The 16,697-nt window shown below is 56.8% G+C and carries 24 protein-coding genes and 1 tRNA gene; 22 read left to right on the forward strand and 3 right to left on the reverse strand.

Annotated elements, in window-relative coordinates; all coding sequences use genetic code 11:
• Positions 1 to 64: 64 nt before the first annotated feature.
• The 15 genes from ACR0JX_RS17620 (at position 65) to ACR0JX_RS17690 (ending at position 9,130) form a co-directional block, all read left to right on the forward strand.
• Positions 65 to 220: a hypothetical protein gene (locus ACR0JX_RS17620; RefSeq protein ID WP_480545083.1), complete on the forward strand. Its 156-nt coding sequence runs from the start codon at positions 65 to 67 to the stop codon at positions 218 to 220.
• Positions 221 to 226: 6 nt separating this feature from the next.
• Positions 227 to 1,495 carry a UDP-N-acetylglucosamine 1-carboxyvinyltransferase gene (gene murA / locus ACR0JX_RS17625; protein WP_480545084.1) on the forward strand — a complete coding sequence of 423 codons (1,269 nt, stop codon included), beginning with the start codon at positions 227 to 229 and terminating at the stop codon, positions 1,493 to 1,495.
• Positions 1,492 to 1,968 carry a DUF2948 family protein gene (locus tag ACR0JX_RS17630; RefSeq protein ID WP_480545085.1) on the forward strand — a complete coding sequence of 159 codons (477 nt, stop codon included), beginning with the start codon at positions 1,492 to 1,494 and terminating at the stop codon, positions 1,966 to 1,968. The genes murA and ACR0JX_RS17630 overlap by 4 nt, the downstream gene beginning before the upstream one ends.
• Positions 1,969 to 1,990: 22 nt before the next feature.
• A complete protein-coding gene (locus ACR0JX_RS17635; RefSeq protein ID WP_480545086.1) occupies positions 1,991 to 2,485 on the forward strand; it encodes a GNAT family N-acetyltransferase in 495 nt (164 codons plus the stop codon).
• 53 nt (positions 2,486 to 2,538) lie between these two features.
• Positions 2,539 to 3,840 carry a histidinol dehydrogenase gene (gene hisD / locus ACR0JX_RS17640; protein ID WP_480545087.1) on the forward strand — a complete coding sequence of 434 codons (1,302 nt, stop codon included), beginning with the start codon at positions 2,539 to 2,541 and terminating at the stop codon, positions 3,838 to 3,840.
• 99 nt (positions 3,841 to 3,939) lie between these two features.
• Entirely contained in the window at positions 3,940 to 4,419 is a 480-nt protein-coding gene (locus tag ACR0JX_RS17645) for a UPF0262 family protein (protein WP_480545088.1), read from the forward strand.
• Positions 4,420 to 4,422: 3 nt separating this feature from the next.
• Entirely contained in the window at positions 4,423 to 4,875 is a 453-nt protein-coding gene (locus ACR0JX_RS17650; protein ID WP_480545089.1) for an arsenate-mycothiol transferase ArsC, read from the forward strand.
• A 3-nt stretch (positions 4,876 to 4,878) separates the two neighbouring features.
• Positions 4,879 to 5,277 carry a ketosteroid isomerase-related protein gene (locus tag ACR0JX_RS17655; protein ID WP_480545090.1) on the forward strand — a complete coding sequence of 133 codons (399 nt, stop codon included), beginning with the start codon at positions 4,879 to 4,881 and terminating at the stop codon, positions 5,275 to 5,277.
• A complete protein-coding gene (locus tag ACR0JX_RS17660; RefSeq protein ID WP_480545091.1) occupies positions 5,270 to 5,863 on the forward strand; it encodes a GNAT family N-acetyltransferase in 594 nt (197 codons plus the stop codon). Before ACR0JX_RS17655 ends, ACR0JX_RS17660 begins: the two co-directional genes overlap by 8 nt.
• Before the next feature lie 140 nt (positions 5,864 to 6,003).
• Positions 6,004 to 6,879 carry a carbon-nitrogen hydrolase family protein gene (locus ACR0JX_RS17665; protein WP_480545092.1) on the forward strand — a complete coding sequence of 292 codons (876 nt, stop codon included), beginning with the start codon at positions 6,004 to 6,006 and terminating at the stop codon, positions 6,877 to 6,879.
• Between the two features lie 90 nt (positions 6,880 to 6,969).
• Positions 6,970 to 7,188, forward strand: a complete 219-nt coding sequence (gene infA, locus ACR0JX_RS17670) for a translation initiation factor IF-1 (protein ID WP_005978431.1) — start codon at positions 6,970 to 6,972, stop codon at positions 7,186 to 7,188.
• A gap of 11 nt (positions 7,189 to 7,199) precedes the next feature.
• Positions 7,200 to 7,778 carry a Maf family protein gene (locus tag ACR0JX_RS17675; protein ID WP_480545093.1) on the forward strand — a complete coding sequence of 193 codons (579 nt, stop codon included), beginning with the start codon at positions 7,200 to 7,202 and terminating at the stop codon, positions 7,776 to 7,778.
• Positions 7,775 to 8,797, forward strand: coding sequence for a ribonuclease E/G (locus ACR0JX_RS17680; protein ID WP_480545094.1), 1,023 nt, complete (start codon positions 7,775 to 7,777; stop codon positions 8,795 to 8,797). Before ACR0JX_RS17675 ends, ACR0JX_RS17680 begins: the two co-directional genes overlap by 4 nt.
• A complete protein-coding gene (locus ACR0JX_RS17685; protein ID WP_480545095.1) occupies positions 8,794 to 8,976 on the forward strand; it encodes a DNA gyrase inhibitor YacG in 183 nt (60 codons plus the stop codon). Before ACR0JX_RS17680 ends, ACR0JX_RS17685 begins: the two co-directional genes overlap by 4 nt.
• A 79-nt stretch (positions 8,977 to 9,055) precedes the next feature.
• A tRNA-Phe gene (locus ACR0JX_RS17690) sits at positions 9,056 to 9,130 on the forward strand.
• A 109-nt stretch (positions 9,131 to 9,239) separates the two neighbouring features.
• On the opposite strand, the gene ACR0JX_RS17695 is transcribed toward ACR0JX_RS17690, so the two are convergent.
• The 3 genes from ACR0JX_RS17695 to ACR0JX_RS17705 all read right to left on the reverse strand — a co-directional run bounded on the left by ACR0JX_RS17695 (position 9,240) and on the right by ACR0JX_RS17705 (position 11,126).
• Positions 9,240 to 10,301: a YeeE/YedE family protein gene (locus tag ACR0JX_RS17695; RefSeq protein ID WP_480545096.1), complete on the reverse strand. Its 1,062-nt coding sequence runs from the start codon at positions 10,299 to 10,301 to the stop codon at positions 9,240 to 9,242.
• A 41-nt stretch (positions 10,302 to 10,342) separates the two neighbouring features.
• Complete coding sequence (locus ACR0JX_RS17700; RefSeq protein ID WP_170536475.1) at positions 10,343 to 10,651, reverse strand: metalloregulator ArsR/SmtB family transcription factor; 309 nt, start codon at positions 10,649 to 10,651, stop codon at positions 10,343 to 10,345.
• A gap of 100 nt (positions 10,652 to 10,751) precedes the next feature.
• Positions 10,752 to 11,126, reverse strand: coding sequence for a hypothetical protein (locus tag ACR0JX_RS17705; protein WP_480545097.1), 375 nt, complete (start codon positions 11,124 to 11,126; stop codon positions 10,752 to 10,754).
• A gap of 80 nt (positions 11,127 to 11,206) precedes the next feature.
• On the opposite strand from ACR0JX_RS17705, the gene ACR0JX_RS17710 reads away from it, so the two are divergent.
• The 7 genes from ACR0JX_RS17710 to soxB all read left to right on the forward strand — a co-directional run bounded on the left by ACR0JX_RS17710 (position 11,207) and on the right by soxB (position 16,676).
• Entirely contained in the window at positions 11,207 to 11,947 is a 741-nt protein-coding gene (locus tag ACR0JX_RS17710; protein ID WP_480545098.1) for a cytochrome c biogenesis CcdA family protein, read from the forward strand.
• Between the two features lie 14 nt (positions 11,948 to 11,961).
• Entirely contained in the window at positions 11,962 to 12,540 is a 579-nt protein-coding gene (locus ACR0JX_RS17715; RefSeq protein WP_480545099.1) for a thioredoxin family protein, read from the forward strand.
• A gap of 131 nt (positions 12,541 to 12,671) precedes the next feature.
• Positions 12,672 to 13,148, forward strand: a complete 477-nt coding sequence (gene soxX / locus ACR0JX_RS17720) for a sulfur oxidation c-type cytochrome SoxX (protein WP_480545100.1) — start codon at positions 12,672 to 12,674, stop codon at positions 13,146 to 13,148.
• A 46-nt stretch (positions 13,149 to 13,194) separates the two neighbouring features.
• Positions 13,195 to 13,611 (forward strand): thiosulfate oxidation carrier protein SoxY, encoded by a 417-nt coding sequence (soxY, locus tag ACR0JX_RS17725; protein ID WP_480545101.1) that lies wholly within the window; start codon positions 13,195 to 13,197, stop codon positions 13,609 to 13,611.
• Between the two features lie 35 nt (positions 13,612 to 13,646).
• Positions 13,647 to 13,976, forward strand: a complete 330-nt coding sequence (gene soxZ, locus ACR0JX_RS17730) for a thiosulfate oxidation carrier complex protein SoxZ (RefSeq protein ID WP_353010669.1) — start codon at positions 13,647 to 13,649, stop codon at positions 13,974 to 13,976.
• 69 nt (positions 13,977 to 14,045) lie between these two features.
• Positions 14,046 to 14,891 (forward strand): sulfur oxidation c-type cytochrome SoxA, encoded by an 846-nt coding sequence (gene soxA, locus ACR0JX_RS17735; RefSeq protein WP_480545102.1) that lies wholly within the window; start codon positions 14,046 to 14,048, stop codon positions 14,889 to 14,891.
• Positions 14,892 to 14,978: 87 nt separating this feature from the next.
• Positions 14,979 to 16,676 (forward strand): thiosulfohydrolase SoxB, encoded by a 1,698-nt coding sequence (gene soxB, locus ACR0JX_RS17740; protein WP_480545103.1) that lies wholly within the window; start codon positions 14,979 to 14,981, stop codon positions 16,674 to 16,676.
• Positions 16,677 to 16,697: the final 21 nt, after the last annotated feature.

Consider the following 16,697-nt stretch of genomic DNA (forward strand, 5'->3'; position numbering starts at 1 on the left):
ACGCAAACGAAACGCGGCGCAAGGGTATCTGGACGGTTTTTTTCGCCTCCTGTAGAGAAAGACCATGGCAGAGAAAAATGCACAAAAAAATCACGGCAAATCCGGGAATGCGCGCGAAGAACGCCTGAAGGCTGCGTTAAAGGCGAACATGGCGCGGCGTAAGGCGCAGGCTAAGGCGCGGGCCGCTTCCAGAAACAAAGCCGACAAAGACGAGGGATAAGAGCAGATGGATTCGATTCTGGTGACGGGCAACGGCCCGCTGAACGGACAAATTCCGATTGCGGGGGCCAAGAATGCGTGCCTGACGCTGATGCCTGCGACGCTTCTCAGCGAAGAACCGCTGACTTTGACCAACGCGCCACGCCTCAGCGATATCAAGACCATGACAGCGCTGCTGCAATCGCTTGGGGCCGAGGTGTCCGGGCTGCAGGACGGACAGGTGATCGCGATGTCGAGCCATGATCTGACCAGCCAGACGGCGGACTATGACATCGTGCGCAAGATGCGGGCCTCAAATCTGGTGCTGGGGCCGTTGCTGGCGCGATTTGGGCAGGCGGTCGTGTCGCTGCCGGGTGGCTGTGCGATTGGCGCGCGTCCGATGGACCTGCATGTCGAAGGGCTCGAGGCTCTGGGCGCCGAGATCGAACTGAAAGACGGGTATCTGCATGCCAAGGCTCCGGGCGGTTTGAAAGGCGCGGTGCATGAGATGCGCTTTGCCTCGGTCGGAGCGACCGAGAACATCGTCATGGCAGCAACACTTGCCAAAGGCACCACCGTTCTGAAAAACGCCGCGCGTGAGCCTGAGATTGTCGATCTGGTCGATTGCCTGCGCAAAATGGGCGCGCAGATCGCGGGTGAGGGCACCTCGACCATCGAAATTCAAGGCGTGGATCGGCTGCACGGGGCGACCCATCAGGTAGTGACCGACCGGATCGAGCTGGGCACATATATGCTGGCCCCGTCCATCTGCGGTGGCGAGGTTGAATTGCTGGGCGGGCGCATGTCGCTGGTCGAATCGTTCGCGGCCAAACTGGACGCGGCGGGTGTAAGCGTTGAAGAAACCCAAAAGGGCCTGAAAGTGGCGCGTAAGAACGGGCGTGTGACAGCCGTAGATGTGGTCACCGAACCCTTCCCGGGCTTCCCAACCGACCTTCAAGCCCAGATGATGGCGCTGATGTGCACGGCCGAGGGCACCTCGGTCTTGGAGGAGCGTATATTCGAGAACCGCTTTATGCATGCGCCCGAACTGGTCCGCATGGGAGCGCAGATCGAGGTGCATGGCGGAACAGCGACTGTGACAGGTGTTGAGCGTTTGAAGGGCGCGCCCGTCATGGCGACAGACCTGCGCGCTTCTGTTTCGCTGATCCTGGCAGGGCTTGCCGCCGAGGGTGAGACCACGGTAAGCCGGGTGTACCATTTGGATCGTGGCTATGAACATGTGGTGCGCAAGCTGGAAGGTGTGGGTGCCAAAATCGAACGGATCAAGGGCGAATGACAGACGCAAGTTTCGAAGACGGGCGCGAGGCCCCATTGAACCTGGGGGCCGAGGATGCAGATGATCTGCAGGTCATCTCGACCCTGTCGCAAGACGCTGTGTTCCCGGTGACCGAGATGACATGGCAGCCCTCGCAACGGCGTTTTGGGTTGCTTTTGAACCGGTTCCGGTGGGAGGATAAGGACGCGGCTGCCCGTCGCGACCGCCCGTTTGAGCGTGTGCAGTCTGTGCTGGTTTTTGATTCAGTCTTGTCAGTCTCCAGCCAGGGCATAGATCGCAGCGACAAAGATATGATTTTGTCGCTGCTGTCCGTCGATTTTGAGCCCGGTGAAGATGGGTCCGGACTGATCTTGCTGACCTTGGCGGGGGATGGTGCAATCCGGCTGAAGGTCGAAGCGATCGATGCAACGCTGAAGGATGTGACACGCCCTTATCTGGCGCCCTCAGGGCAGGCTCCGCATCATCCAGAATAAGCGCGGCATATCGCAGGCGTTCGTGAATACCGCCCAAAAGCCGGTTCTGCGCCGTGCCACCGTGTTCGACGTGTTTCAGATGAGCCGGTTGTTGATCCGGTCCATTACCCATCTGTGTGCGGCGGATCATGGAAACGATCCGCGCCTTATATCGCTCTGGACGGCCAACAAAGACCCGCAGAGCATTCGGGGCTGGGTACAATCCGGTTCCGAGCTTTGGGTGGCTGAGTTGAGCGGTCAGATTGCCGCTGTTGGCGGTGTTCGGCGAGGGAGCAAAATTTCGCTGCTCTATGTTGATCCATGGTACATCCGACACGGCATTGGGCGTGCTTTGCTGGCACGGTTAGAGCAGGAGCTTGCAGATCAGGGATGCGTGCAGGCTTCCTTGGAGGCGACGCATACCGCGCGCGCGTTTTATCTGCGCGATGGTTGGGCGCAGACCGGCGACCCGGAAGAGTGGCACGGGATGACCCAATTCCCCATGCGCAAATCGTTGCACCTTGCCAAGAAGGGTTGAGACCTGCTGGCCCCAGCGATATGTCCGCTTGGAACGTTTCGGAGTGCCAGATCATGCCCGTTTTCCTTGAGACCACATCGCCCGAGTTTGAAGCCGCCTTTCAAACTCTGCTGTCTGCCAAGCGCGAAGACAGCCCGGACGTGGACGCGGTTGTGGCCGAAATCATCGAAGATGTACGAGCGCGCGGTGATGCAGCGATCATTGAACTGACCGCCAAGTTCGACCGGTTGGACCTGACACCAGATACGCTGGCGTTCAGCGCGGCTAAGATCGCGGACGCTGTAGAACAGGTCTCTGCCGAAGATCGAGCCGCGCTGGAATTGGCTGCGGCTCGTATCCGGGCCTATCACGAGCGGCAGATGCCGTCTGATCAAAGTTGGACGGATGAAAGCGGTGCGACGCTGGGTTGGCGTTGGTCCGCGGTCTCTGCGGCGGGCCTCTATGTGCCGGGTGGGCTGGCATCCTACCCGTCATCCGTGCTGATGAACGCGATTCCGGCCAAGGTGGCGGGTGTTGGGCGGTTGGCGATCGCGGTGCCGACACCGGACGGTCAGGTCAATCCACTTGTTCTGCTGGCTGCGCAATTGTCCGGTGTGGATGAAATCTACCGGATCGGTGGTGCCCAGGCCATCGCCGCGCTGGCCTATGGGACGCAGACTATTGCTGCTGTGGACAAGATCACGGGGCCTGGAAACGCATTTGTTGCGGCGGCCAAACGGCGCGTCTTTGGCAAGGTGGGCATCGATATGATCGCCGGGCCGTCCGAGATTCTGGTGATCGCTGACAAAGACAATGATCCGGATTGGATCGCCTTGGACCTGCTCAGCCAAGCGGAACACGACGAAAGCGCCCAGTCGATCCTGATCACAGATGATGCCGCCCTTGGTCGAGCCGTTGCGCAGGAGGTTGAAAAACGTCTGGAAACCTTGCAGCGGCGTGAGATTGCGGGGGCCAGTTGGCGGGATTTTGGGGCTGTCATTACCGTGCGCGATTTGAGTGAGGCTGCGACCTTGTCAAACCGCATCGCACCCGAACACCTTGAGCTTTGCGTGGCAGACCCGGTGGCGCTGAGCGAAAAGACCATCCACGCCGGAGCGATTTTCCTGGGGCAATACACGCCCGAAGCCATTGGCGACTATGTCGGTGGGCCGAACCACGTTTTGCCCACGGCACGCTCGGCACGGTTTTCATCGGGTCTGAGCGTCATGGACTTTCTCAAGCGAACGACGCTCAGCCAGATGACACCCGCAGCCCTGCGTGCCATCGGCCCGGCGGCTGAGCAACTGGCACAGTCTGAAAGCCTTGAGGCGCATGGGCTGTCTGTCAGCGCGCGTTTGAATCGGTTGAATGGATGAGGTGACGCAAAGGCGTATCGAAAGCGCAGCGTGGATACATTGCCGAACGATATCGCTTGTTATAGGTCTGGGCGGACGACAAGGAATGTGACCGTAAAGATGACCCGTATTTCGCATATCGAACTGGATGACCGTAACCTGCCCCCGCCGACCCCAGAGATCGAGCAGGAGCGTAAGGTTGCCATCTTTGATCTGCTGGAAGACAACAGCTTTGCCCTGCCCGCACGTGACGATCGTGCTGTTCCAGACGGACCATACCATCTGCACTTATCGATCCGTGACAAACGTCTGGTTTTCGACATCGCCACCGAAGGCAGCGAGAAAGCGGCCGAGTTCCACCTATCGCTTGGACCCTTTCGACAGGTGGTCAAAGACTACTTCCAGATCTGCGAAAGCTATTTCAACGCGGTGAAAACCTTGCCACCAAGCCAGATCGAAACCATCGACATGGCGCGCCGGGGCATCCATAACGAAGGCAGCCGTGTTTTGCAGGAACGACTTGAGGGCAAGGCCGATGTGGACACAGACACTGCCCGCCGCCTGTTCACGCTGATCTGCGTGCTGCATTTCGGGGGGTAACGCGTGAAGCCTCTGCCGCAGTCGGTCCTGTTTTGTTGCGACCACAACTCGGTTCGGTCCCCGATGGCCGAAGGCATCATGAAGAAGTTTTACGGCACCGGCACATACGTGCAATCCGCCGGTGTCTATAACGATCTGGAGATCGACGGTTTCTGTATCTCAGTCTGCCACGAGATTGGTGTTGAACTGTCGCGCCATCGCTCGCGGTCTTTTGACGAGATGCAGGAGTGGGGCGACGACCTAAGCTCGTTTGATCTGATCGTCGCGCTATCACCTGCAAGCCAACGCAAAGCGCTGGATCTGACGCGGGTTTTTCACCTGGATGTCGATTATTGGCCAATAATGGACCCTACCGGGATGGGTGAGACGCGCGAAACAAAGCTACACCACTACCGACAGACCCGCGATCAGATCATCAAGCATCTGAAAGACCGCTGGGGCGAACCAACGGAGTGACCCATGAAACAGACCGTTCAAACCTATTTCGATGCCTTCAACGCCGGGGATCTAGACGGCATGCTGGCCTGTTTGTCCGATGACGTGGCCCATCACGTGAACGAAGGCCAGATTCGCGTCGGCAAAGAGAAATTCGCGGCTTTCTGCGCCCATATGAACCGCTGCTATAGCGAGAACCTGACCGACATCGTAGTGTTCGAGGCCGAAGGCGGCACCCGTGCGGCAGCCGAGTTCATCGTCAACGGCACCTATCTGGAAACCGACGAAGGGTTGCCGGATGCCCACGGTCAAACGTATCGCCTGCCGGCCGGGTCGTTCTTCGATCTGAAAGACGATAAAATCACTCGCGTCACTACTTTCTACAACCTTGCGGATTGGACCAAGCAGGTCTCGAATGGCTGAGGTCACCGCGGTCCGCGCCCTGACCGGAGCGGCGCTTGAGGCTGCTCTGGACGACGTGGCACGCCTGCGGATCGAGGTGTTTCGGGCTTGGCCGTATTTGTACGACGGTGATCTGGAGTATGAGCGGACGTATCTGCAATCCTACCGCGACAGTGACAAAGCCATTGTTGTTGGCGCGTTTGATGAGGATCGTCTGGTTGGTGCTTCGACTGGCGCACCGCTGATGGATCACGCCGATGATTTCGCAGCGGCCTTCGATGGCACGGGTCTGGACTTGTCGCAGATCTTCTATTGTGCGGAATCTGTCCTGTTGTCTGACTATCGCGGGCAGGGCGTCGGGCATAAGTTCTTTGATTTGCGTGAAGCTCATGCCCGGGAGCTGGGCTTCGCCAAATGCGCTTTTTGTAGTGTGCAACGCCCAGCGGATCATCCGCTCAGACCCGAAAACTACCGACCGCTAGATGGGTTCTGGCGCGCGCGAGGATATGAGCCTTTGCAGGGTGTAATCGCGCAGTTTTCGTGGAAGGATATGGGGGAAGAGGGCGAAACGCTCAAGCCGTTGCAGTTTTGGATCAGAAGTCTTTGAGACGATTTTGGATCACGTTTATGTCCTTGGATGATGATACGCTACCGTCCGGTATCTGGTTTCTTTTAGGATATGAGTAACAAAGCCCATGATGGGTCTGTCTCAGGTTCTTTGTCGTGTCTTTGTGCGAGAGGTTCGTAATGAAAGTCGCCACTGCTGCATATAACCTTGAATGGCTCGATAGCTGGGCGCAATACGAGGATAAGCTGGATCGTTGGGTTTCGGATGCCGCTGAGCAGGGCGCTGAGTTACTGGTGTTCCCAGAATACGGCGCGATGGAGCTGTCTACGTTGGATGGTGCGGACGTCGCCGCTGACCTCGAACGATCAATTCGCGCGGTCTCGGACCGGGTGCAAGAGGTGCAGGCCCTGCATCAGCGTCTCTCTCAGGCGTACAATACTCATATACTGGGCGCGTCAGCCCCGGTTGCGAGTAACGTAGGTCGCCCCGTGAACCGCGCGGTGCTTTATACGCCAAACGGTCGGCATGATCATCAGGACAAGCAGATCATGACCCGGTTCGAGCGCGAAGAGTGGGACATCGCCCCCGGTGGACCGCTCAAACTGTTCGATACCGCGCTGGGCAAGATCGGCATTCTGATCTGCTATGACAGTGAGTTTCCTTTGCTGGGCCGCGTCCTGAAAGAAGCGGATATTATCCTGGTCCCGTCCTGCACCGAGGCGCTTTCGGGGTACTGGCGGGTCCGCATCGGGGCGATGTCGCGTGCATTGGAAAACCAATGCGTGACGGTGATGGCCTCGTTGGTTGGTAACAATGACTGGTCCGAAGCAGTGGATATGAACACCGGCACAGGCGGCATCTTCGGCCCGCCCGACAAAGGGTTTCCGCAGACCGGCGTTCTGGCCGAGGGTACTCTGAACCAGCCCGGCTGGACCTACGCCGACATCAATCTGGGCGCCATCGCCAACGTCCGCGAGGATGGGCATGTCCTAAACCGCGCGCATTGGGACGAGCAAAACCCTCGAGTCGAAACGGTCACAATCTCAACGCTTTAATGATTCTGGCCTTGAAATAAGGCCGAAATAGGCTCATTTAGGCGCACATCCTCGCAGATTCTGCGAGTGCAACCTAACGATGGAGACAACATGGCCAAGGAAGATACGCTCGAATTTCCCGGTGTCGTGAAGGAACTCCTGCCTAATGCGACGTTTCGGGTCGAGCTGGAAAACGGCCATGAGATCATCGCACATACGGCAGGCAAGATGCGCAAGAACCGCATCCGTGTTCTGGCTGGCGACAAGGTTCAGGTCGAGATGACCCCCTATGATCTGACCAAGGGTCGGATCAATTATCGCTTCAAGTAACGCTCTAACCAATGGCGTTTATCCTCGGATCGGGCAGCCCAAGGCGGCTGGACCTGCTGGCGCAGCTTGGCGTACGGCCCGATGCGGTCAGACCTCCGGATATCGATGAAGCGCCGCTTAAGGGGGAACTACCTGTTCCCTATTGCCACCGCATCGCCCAGGAAAAGGTCAACGCGGTTGCGGCGGGTGATGATGATGTCGTGCTGTGCGCTGACACAACTGTCGCCCTGGGCCGTCGCATTCTAGGCAAGCCAGAGGATGCTGGCGAGGCCGCGGCGTTTTTATATGCCCTGTCCGGTCGACGCCACCGTGTAATCACTTCTGTTGCTGTAAGGCGCGGGGATCGCGTTCTGCAACGCGATGTGGTCTCGCAGGTGCGGCTCAAGCGCCTGTCGGATATTGAAGTGAACGCCTACCTGAATACCGGGGATTGGCAAGGCAAAGCCGGTGCCTATGCTATTCAAGGACCCGCAGGCGCGTTCATCCCGTGGATCTCTGGTTCATTCACTGGCATTGTTGGACTACCCTTGGCCGAGACGTCGGGATTGTTGCAAGCCATCGGATACCCGCTTTATCGAGGGACGCCATGAAGGGTCGCACGATTGTTCTAGACCATGTTGAAGGCCGCGAAGCTGCAGCCTTGATGGTGGATGGTAAGCTGGATGACTTTCTGATCGCAGGGGATGCCCCGCCACCCGGAACGATCTACCGCGCCAAGGCAGATCGCCCTGTCAAAGGGCAGGGTGGTATGTTCCTGACAACCCCCGATGGACCTGCTTTTCTACGACAGGCAAAAGGGCTGGCCCCGGGCGCTTTGCTGCTGGTTCAGGTCACCGGATATGCCGAAGAAGGCAAGGCGCTTCCGGTTACTGATCGGGTCTTGTTCAAAAGCCGATATGCAATTGTTACGCCGGATGCGCCGGGTCTGAACATTTCGCGCAGTATCCGGGATGAAGACGAGCGGGACCGGCTTCTGGAAATCGCCCATGACATGATGGGCGACAGCCCCTATGGCCTGATCCTACGCTCCTGCTGTGCCGGTGCGGATGCCGAAGAGATTGCCGAAGACATCAGTGCGATGCTGGCGCAGGCCGAGCAGATTTTGGATGATCCGAGCACTGAACCCGAAACTCTGAGCGAAGGCGACAGCCCCCATGTGCTGGCCTGGCGTGATTGGACCGACCCGGCGGACGTTTTCACTGAGCCTGGAGGGTTTGAGACCCACGGCGTTCTGGATGCGCTTGACATCGCGCGCGGCATTCAGGAACCGCTGGCGGGCGGAGGGTATCTGTTCATCGAGCCGACGCGGGCTTTGGTCGCGATAGACGTCAATACGGGCGCCGACACTTCGCTGGCAGCTGGCACGAAGGCGAACTTTGCATGCGCCAAACAGTTGGCCCGCGCGTTGCGGGTACGGGGTCTGGGTGGGCAGATCACGCTGGACCTTGCCCCAATGCCCAAGAAAGACCGTCGGGGTTTTGAACAAGCCCTGCGCACTGCTTTCCGCCATGACTCGGTGGAAACAACACTGGCTGGCTGGACTCCTTTGGGCCATTTCGAGTTGCAGCGGAAAAGAGCGCGTATCCCCTTGAAAGAGGTGCTGAAATGAGCTGCCCGATCTGTGGGGAAGATACGGTCGTAAGGTTCCGCCCATTCTGTTCCAAACGCTGTGCAGATATCGATTTGGCCAAATGGCTGAACGGATCTTATTCGGTGCCATCACAGCGGGAAGAGGACATTGAGGCGGACGATACGGACCAAGGCGAGATCAGGCAGCGACCGCACTGAAAAAATGTAAAAAAGCCTCTGGACAGTCCCTGGCGCAAGTCATAGAACGCCTCCACCCAACGGCAAGCGCCGTTCCCGTGCCCGGGTAGCTCAGGGGTAGAGCAGTGGATTGAAAATCCTCGTGTCGGTGGTTCGATTCCGCCCCCGGGCACCATATTTGCATACAAATGTAGTTGCATTCTGCTTTCGATACCCTCTGTACGACCGGGTTTGATGTCTTGCAATTCCGCGTGAAGCAGCGTGCGCCGACGAAGGCTTCCAACTTATCGTTCGGCTATGAAGGACAGCCCCGAAACAAGCTGTTTCAGGCCCAGCGTGGCACCTGCAAAGATTGCGGCAAAGGTTACTGGAGCACTGTAGGCCAATAACGAGAAGGCCGATATGCCTTGTCCGACACTACATCCCACCGCGATGATTGCGCCGGGTCCCATAATCGCTGCCCCCAATATTTGCCGCTTGAGTTCACGTGGGTCCTCGCATGCCTCCCAGCGGAAATGACCTTTGGACCAAGACCCGAGAAACGCGCCGATCAGAACGCCGGACACTGATCCGACGGCAAACGACAATGTGTTCCCGGACGCGGTCATGAGGTAGAGTATCGTATCACCCAATGGTGCGGCGAAGGTGTGAGTTTGGATCCTCTCAGCATCGAACCCATATGTGGCGACCCAGTTTGTCCCAAGCCATCCAGAGACAATCGCCAACCCGACCACAGCGCCCCAAAAGACTTGCATAGGGGCTCGGCGGAAGCGATCATTTGCCAGCGCAAGCACGATCATGATCGTGCCAACAACCGATCCGAAGACCCACGCGGGAATCGAGATTAGTCGTTCTGCCAGATAACTGAGGCTCTGGGGGGCACTGAGATTCATCTCCACCGGAAAAACCCAAACCCGCAGATGGGCCAGCGGGCCCGACATCGCGATATAGGCTGAAAGGCCCATGATCAGAACGATGACGAATGATCGAAGATCGCCACCACCAAGCCGCGCCAATGCGCCATAGCCGCAATTCCCGCTGATGGCCATTCCATAGCCGAACATCAGGCCGCCTACGATCGAACCAATCGGATTCCATGTCTGCGCAAGATATCGTGTTTCGACGGGATCAAGCCATCCAAACCCCATCGCCGCATGGCTACCAAGGATTGCCACACCGATGGCGATGGCCCACATGCGCATCCGCCGGTCATCATCTGCATACAGATAATCTTCGATTGCACCCAATGTGCAGAACCGACCGATACGTGCAGCAAGACCCAAAACGATGCCACCCATCAGGCCAATCAGCGCAACGGTATTTGCGTCTCCCAATGTTTCGAGCATGGCCAGTCTCCTCCCAAAGCCGGCGGTTTCTCGAGCGGCCTCTACTTCTCCCTACAGAAAAGATCGTAGACGACTTCCAGGATTTGCGTCGATCGATCATCAGCCAGGCTGTAGTAGATTGTTTTGCCTTCGCGCCGTGTTTTGACCAGACCTTCGAACCGCAAGCGCGACAGTTGCTGTGACACGGCCGCTTGTCGGGCCGATAGCATCTCTTCCATCTGGGTCACGGATTTCTCGCCCGAGGACAGGTAACACAAGATCATCAGACGTCCCTCATGGCTAATCGCCTTCAGAAAGTTTGATGCCGTCTGGGCATTTTCCATCATTCTGTCCAGGTCGTCTGCACACATGTCCTTTGTGAACACTGGCAGTTTCGATGGTTTGTCCAACAAGATTGCCCCGCTTTCTCGGCTTCATGCATTCAAATCAGTTTATGTGATTTGTTGCTGTTTATCCAGAAGTCTCAATATCTATCCCTGCGTCATGCATCAAAGCGCCAAGCAACCCCCAGAAAAAGTCCTCGCCCGGATAACCTTCAATCCGGCCCACTTCCTGACCGTTGTCCAACAGAACAAAGGTCGGTGTATAATAAAGAGGTTTTTCCAAGGCGATGTCGCCCGGCGTTGCTTGGCGAATGTCAAGCCGTCGCAGTGGTGCTGCTTTTCCTTCGGGTGTCTTGGGGTAAATCTCAGAGATTTCATCATCCCAGCGGGCACACCACATACACCCGTCTTCTTCGACCATCAAAAGGGTCATCTCGGCCCGTGAAACCACAGGGAAAACCAGCAACGTGATTGCCAAAGACAGCAGAAACAGGTGGCGCATCTCAAGCTCCGATTGACCGCGACGATATATCTTTACTATTTTGAATGTGTGAATGATAGCCTGACAGGACCGTTTTGACCATGTTCGACATCACATTTGCAGGAGCTGTCGTCGCCGGTCTATTGTCCTTTCTTTCCCCGTGCATTTTGCCGATTGTCCCGTTTTACCTCAGCTATCTGGCAGGGGTCGGGATGGAGCAGATCTCGGCAGGCGCTGCGATTCCCGCCAATACACGTCGCCGGGCGACACTTTCAGCAATCGCATTCGCGGCAGGAATCATCACGATCTTTATGGCGCTTGGCGCGACGGCGTCGATTTTCGGACAATTGGTTCGAGAATATTTTGATATCCTGCGCTGGATTGCTGCGGCAATCATCATCGCGATGGGCCTACATTTTCTTGGGCTCATTCGCATCGGGGTTCTGTATCGCCAGTATCGTGCGGATGTTGGCGAAACCTCGAATGTTAGCTTGATCGGGGCCTATGTGCTTGGGCTGGCCTTCGCGTTTGGCTGGACACCCTGCGTGGGGCCCGTGCTTGCCGCGATCTTGTTCACGGCAGCAGGGACCGAGACCGCGTGGCGCGGCGCGTTACTTTTGTTCGCCTATGGAGTGGGAATGACAGCCCCGTTTGTTCTGGCGGCGTTTCTGGTGCGCCCGTTCATGCAATGGATGGCGCGGTTCAGGAAGCATTTTCCTTTGATCGAAAAGGCGATGGGGTGTCTGCTGATCCTGTTCGGCGTGTTGATCGCCACCAATTCCATCAATCACATCGCGCAGTGGATGCTGGATCATATGCCGTGGCTTGCGACCATTGGTTAGTAGCGGAGGATTTTATGAAACGAGCTTTTTTAATTCTGATCTTACTTCTAGTGAGCGCCCCAGCTTCTGCCGCTGAACTGGGGGATGACGGGCTGCACAAAACGCCGTGGATGCGTGACACGTTCAAGGACCTTCGTGAGGACCTTGAAGAGGCTGCGGGGGAAGGTAAGCGGTTGGTTTTGTTCATAGAACAGCAGGGCTGCATCTATTGTAAAAAGATGCACGAGGAGGTGTTCCCACAGCCCGATCTGGCAACGTATATCGAAGAAAACTTCTTTGTCGTACAGATGGATTTGCATGGCAGCACCACGGCAACCGACTTTGACGGGCAAGAAGAAGAGCAAAGAGCCCTGATGCGCAAATGGGGGATTCTGTTCACCCCAACGCTTGTTTTTCTGCCTGAAGAGGTTGCCGAAGACGCCACAGCCATCCAGGCAGCGGTTGCTGTCATGCCGGGGGCGTTCTCAAAATCAACAACCTTGGATCTTTTCACTTGGGTTGATGAGAAACGTTACGACCTTGAGAATGGTGAAGATTTTCAACGGTATCACGCGCGGCGTATTCAGGAGCGCAACAATGTTTCGCAAGACTAGCGCCTGCCGTTACAAATAAAAAAATTCAATAAGATGAATTTAATGTTGCGAAGAGCAGTGCCCGTCGACTACGGTACACAAAAGCTTTGGGTCGCAAAGCGCCATCGGCGCGGTAGCAAATGGGAGGGATCATGAAGCTGAGACTCTTAACATTGGTCTGCACGGTGTCGGGTGTTGCCGCATTTGCAGCGGATACAGGCCCTAAAGACGTAACCTATGATGACTATGGTGCGGTCGAGGTATCTCTGACCGGGGTTGCTGGTGATGTTGCAAACGGCGCGCTCATCGTTGGGGATAAATCGAAAGGAAACTGTGTGGCCTGTCACGCAGTCTCGGCTTTGGCGGACATTCCATTCCATGGCGAAGTTGGGCCAATGCTGGATGGGGCGGGTGATCGCTGGTCCGAGGCCGAGCTGCGCGGGCTGATCGCAAATGCAAAGATGACGTTCGATGGAACAGTCATGCCCGCATTCTACAAGGATGACGGCTATATCCGTCCTGGTGATGCTTATACAGGCAAAGCGCCGACAGCGCCTTTGACGTCGATCCTAACGGCACAGGAAATTGAAGATGTGGTCGCGTTCCTGGCGACCCTGAAAGAACAATAACCGCGCTTTCTTGCGTGACTTTCCGAAGATTCAAAGGAGATTGAAAATGGAACTCTCTCGCCGCGAGACTCTGGCCCTTGGCCTGGGCGCCGCGTTCCTGACAATGATTCCGCTCCGCGCAAATGCGGCCGCTGAAGATGCGATTGCCGCGTTCACAGGCGGTGCGGATATGGTTGATGGCGGTGTCACTTTGACTGCACCGGAAATCGCCGAAAACGGAAACACCGTGCCAATCGAAGTCAGCGCACCGGGCGCAACGTCTATTCTGATTGTCGCGGCCGGGAACCCCGAACCTGGTGTTGCAACCTTCAATTTTGGCCCGTTGGCGGCTGAACAAGCCGCATCAACCCGTATCCGTCTGGCCGGTACGCAGGATGTCATCGCCGTGGCCAAGATGGCTGATGGCAGCTTTGCCAAGGCATCCGCGACCGTAAAAGTGACAATCGGCGGCTGCGGCGGCTGATCGCCTGCACGCCCCGAAGAACAGGAGACTAATCCATGGCATCCGGTGTAAAACCCCGCGTCAAGGTTCCCAAGACAGCCGCTGCTGGCGAAACCATCACGATCAAAACCCTGATCAGCCACAAGATGGAAAGCGGCCAACGCAAGGACAAAGAAGGCAATGTCATCCCGCGTTCGATCATCAACCGTTTCACCTGCGAGTTTAATGGCGAAATGGTGGTTGATGTGACGATGGAGCCGGCGATTTCGACCAACCCGTATTTCCAGTTTGAAGCCGTCGTGCCCGAAGCCGGTGAGTTCGTCTTCACCTGGTACGATGATGACGGTTCTGTTTACGACGAGAAAAAATCAATCGAGATCGCCTGACGGCTCGACACTAAGGCAGATCAGCGCTGGTCCAAGAAGCTGGCGCTGATCCACCAAGGGAGGAACGTAATGAATACCAAGGCATTGACGGCGATCGCGGCAATTCTGGCTTTCCCAGTGGCAGCAATGGCCGGACCGGATGAAGACAGTCTTGTGATCAATGATGAGCTGGATATGACCTCGGTGATCGAGGCGCCAGCACATCTGGAAAATCTGGATACGATCTATTCGGGTTGGCACTTCCGCACAGATGAGACGCAAGCGCTACAAGTTGATGACTTTGACAATCCGGCGATGATCTTTGTCGATCAGGCTATCGACCTGTTCGAGACGGTTGATGGCGCCGCTGGTGAAAGCTGTGCGTCCTGCCACGATGGGGTAGAGAGCTTTGAAGGGCTTCACGCGTCTATGCCCAAGGTTGATGCTGAAAGCGGCAAGCTGGTTGTCATGGAAGACCTGATCAACAAATGCCGCACGGATCGTATGGAAGCGGATGCTTGGAAATGGTCCGGAGGAGACATGCAGGGGATGGTCGCTCTGATCGGTTTGCAGTCGCGCGGAATGCCAATGAATGTGGCGATCGATGGCGATGCCGCCCCGTATTGGGAGCAGGGCAAAGACATGTACTACACCCGCTACGGCCAGCTAGAGCTTAGCTGCGCCAATTGTCACGAAGACAACTGGGGCAACATGATCCGTGCCGACCACCTGAGCCAGGGTATGATCAACGGGTTCCCGACCTATCGCCTGAAACAGGCCAAACTGATTTCGCGCCATAATCGGTTCCGCGGCTGCATTCGCGATACGCGGGCAGAAACTTTTGCCGAAGGGTCAGACGAGTTCCGCGCCTTGGAGCTGTATGTAGCATCCCGAGGCAATGGGCTTTCAGTCGAAACCCCGGCTGTGCGCCAGTAACAACGGCCCCGCGCAAGCAATGCTTTGCGCGGGTTTTTAGCAGAAATAACATTCACATATTTATATGTGAAATAGGAAAGCTGATTGATGATCTCCCGACGTGACTTCTTACAGGTTTCAATGGCGGCCTCGTCGCTCTATGGGGCGTCCGGTTTCGGCAATTGGGCCAGACTTGCCGCACAGCAAAGCCTGACACAGGATCAACTGTTGGAGTTCGAGACTTTTGGCAACATCAGCCTGATCCATGTCACCGACATCCATGCGCAGCTCAAACCGATCTACTTCCGTGAACCCGAGATCAACCTTGGTATCGGCGATGCGCGAGGGCAGATGCCACATGTCACCGGGGCGGCGTTCCGCAAGGCCTACGGGATCGAAGATGGAAGCCCGTCGGCCTATGCGCTGACCTACAACGATTTCTCTGCGCTAGCGAAGGCCTACGGTCGGGTCGGTGGATTGGACCGCGTCTCAACTGTCATCAACGCCATTCGTGCTGACCGTCCCGATGCGCTTCTATTGGATGGAGGCGACACCTGGCACGGGTCTTACACCTGCTATCAGACGGCGGGTCAGGATATGGTCAATGTCATGAACGCGCTGAAACCCGATGCGATGACGTTCCATTGGGAGTTCACGTTGGGCAGCGACCGCGTGAATGAAATTGTCGAAGGTTTGCCCTTTGCGGCCTTGGGTCAGAACATCTTTGACGCCGAATGGGATGAACCTGCTGAGCTGTTCCAGCCCTACAAGTTCTTTGACCGAGGCGGCGCAAAGGTCGCCGTGATCGGCCAGGCCTTTCCCTATATGCCCATTGCGAACCCGGGCTGGATGTTCCCCGAATACTCGTTCGGTATCAGGGATGAGAACATGCAGGCCATGGTCGATGAGGTGCGTGCCGCCGGTGCCGATGTTGTCGTTGTCCTCAGCCATAACGGCTTTGACGTCGACAAGAAGATGGCGGGCCGGGTGCAGGGGATCGACGTGATCCTCAGCGGCCACACTCATGATGCACTGCCGGAACCTGTTCTCGTGGGAAAAACGCATATCATCGCGTCTGGCTCGAACGGAAAATTCGTCAGCCGCGTCGATCTCGACGTGAGGGACGGGCAGATGATGGGGCTGAAGCACAAGCTGATCCCGATCTTCTCTGACGTCATCGCTCCTGATCCTGCGATCACCGCTCTGATAAATGATCAGCGCGCGCCGTACGAGGCTGCGCTGAGCGAGGTGATTGGAAAAACGGATTCGTTGCTCTATCGCCGCGGCAACTTTAACGGCACCTGGGATGACCTGATTTGCGATGCCCTGATCAATGAGCGTGAGGCAGACATCGCGATGTCGCCTGGCGTCCGTTGGGGACCCTCAATCCTGCCGGGACAAGATATCACGCGCGAGGACATCTGGAACGTCACATCGATGTCATATCCCAATGCCTATCGCACAGAAATGACAGGCGAATTCATCCATGTGATCCTCGAAGATGTCGGTGACAACCTGTTCAATCCCGACCCTTACTACCAGCAGGGCGGTGACATGGTGCGCGTGGGTGGTCTTGGCTACCGCATCGATGTGACCAAGCCGCAAGGGCAGCGGATCAGCGAAATGACTCTGCTCAAAACGGGTGAAGCGATTGATCCATCAAAAACCTACGTCGTGGCCGGTTGGGCCAGCGTCAACGAAGGCACCGAAGGTCCGCCGATCTGGGATGTCGTCGAAAGCCACATTCGCAACCTTGGCACCGTCACGGTGCAAGAGAACACCAGCGTCGATGTTGTCGGCGCTTAAGAAACAGATGGAGACCTAAGA

The organism is Ruegeria sp. AH7 (assembly GCF_056541325.1).